The following is a 1,548-nucleotide window of genomic DNA, read 5'->3' as shown; positions in this document are numbered from 1 at the left end:
CCAAAATCTCAATTCAATTGTCTAAAGGGTGCTCAGTGTTTTGGACTAAGAGACTAGCAATTGATAGCATTGAGTCATGAATTGAGCTGGCAGCCCTCACAGCTTGTCAAACCTGCGGCATTGAAGTCAAAGTGTTCGCAGGCGAGTGCATCGCCAAAGCCAGGGCAAGGGAATTTCTGCCCTTAAACAAATCCTCTTCTGTAACGGACGATCGAACAAACACCCGCCCGAACCCCATTCCCTAGACTAACAGCGCCGAACCCAGCACCAGGGTCACTACTATTTCTATAAGTTCGGAATATGCTCGCTTAACTAGGTTTTAACACGCTCTGCGATCGACTTGAACCCCAATCAATAGTGGGAGAGAAGAAGAGTGGGGGAGAGTATTTGACGATGTTTGAGTTTGGTTCCTGAATTTCCCGCTACAATCGAATAAACAGGATTTATCCACAATCGAAGCAGGCAAAACAACCCTTAATTCTAAACGCTTGACCTGCATCGCTTGCTCGACATTAAGTTGGGTCAGATTTTTGTTGATGAGTTTGAGTCAATGGTTGAGTTAGTAAAGCAAGGAAAGCAAAAAAAAGCGCTAGAAGTTTTTCCCACGAAAAAAGGGGCATTAATTATGAATTAGTATTAGGGATTAAATAACTACTTGGGTGAAAAATAGCAGGAAATTATTGATGCTGCAACTTACCCACAAAAGTCAACAACCAATCAAGGAGTACAAACTGAAATGTGGCAAAATATTATTCGGCTTAGTAAAGTAGTTCCGTTGGGCTTCGGCTCCATTTTTTTGTTAATGATTAGCATCGGATTTTCGACTAAATTGAGTATGGATAATTTAGCAGAAGCTATTGAGTGGCAAACGCACACTTATGTAGTCAAGACAAATTTGCAAGCCCTAGAAAAAGATTTAGTGGATGCTGAAACAGGACAACGGGGGTTTATCTTCGCTGGAAAGGAGGAATTTTTAGAACCTTACAAAAAGGGGACAGTCGCCTTTTATAAAACAGTAAATGAGACAAGAGAGTTAATAAAAGATAACCCTGAACAACTGAAAAATATGGAGAAACTTGAAAATTTGGGTCAGCAAAAACTAGATGAATTAGCGGAAAGTATATCCCTGAAAAGGGCTGGGAAAGAACCAGAGCTAAGAGCCTTGGTGATTTCAGGTAAAGGCAAGATATTTATGGATGAAATCCGGTATAAGCTGGCAGAAATGCTTAAGGTAGAAGATACTCTACTGGTTCAACGAACAAAATTAGCAAAACAGTCGGAGCAATTAGCGACGATGGTTTCTATAGGAGGTACAGTTGTTGCTGTAGTCTTGGGTTCCTTTATTGTATTATTTATTTCAAATAAAATTATCCGACCAATCAATCAGGTAGCAAATACGATCGCCAGTTCTTCCACAGAGATTGCGGCCACAGTTGAACAGCAGGAACGCACAGCCGCACAGCAATCGAGTTCTGTAAATCAAACTACAATCACAATGGATGAGTTGGGCGCGGCTTCCCAACAATCAGCCCAGCAAGCCCAAGCGGG

The 1,548-nt window shown here is 41.6% G+C and carries 1 protein-coding gene; it reads left to right on the top strand.

Translation table 11 applies throughout. The annotated features are described in order from the left end of the window. Window positions 1–736: 736 nt before the first annotated feature. Window positions 737–1,548, top strand: an 812-nt coding sequence (locus QUB25_RS29635) for a CHASE3 domain-containing protein (RefSeq protein WP_333189054.1), incomplete at its 3' end; no start/stop codon positions are given.

This window comes from Microcoleus sp. B3-D7 (assembly GCF_036705305.1).
Lineage (GTDB): Bacteria > Cyanobacteriota > Cyanobacteriia > Cyanobacteriales > Microcoleaceae > Microcoleus.
Note: the sequence above shows the minus strand (reverse complement) of the source record. Positions and strands in the feature narration are given on the sequence as shown.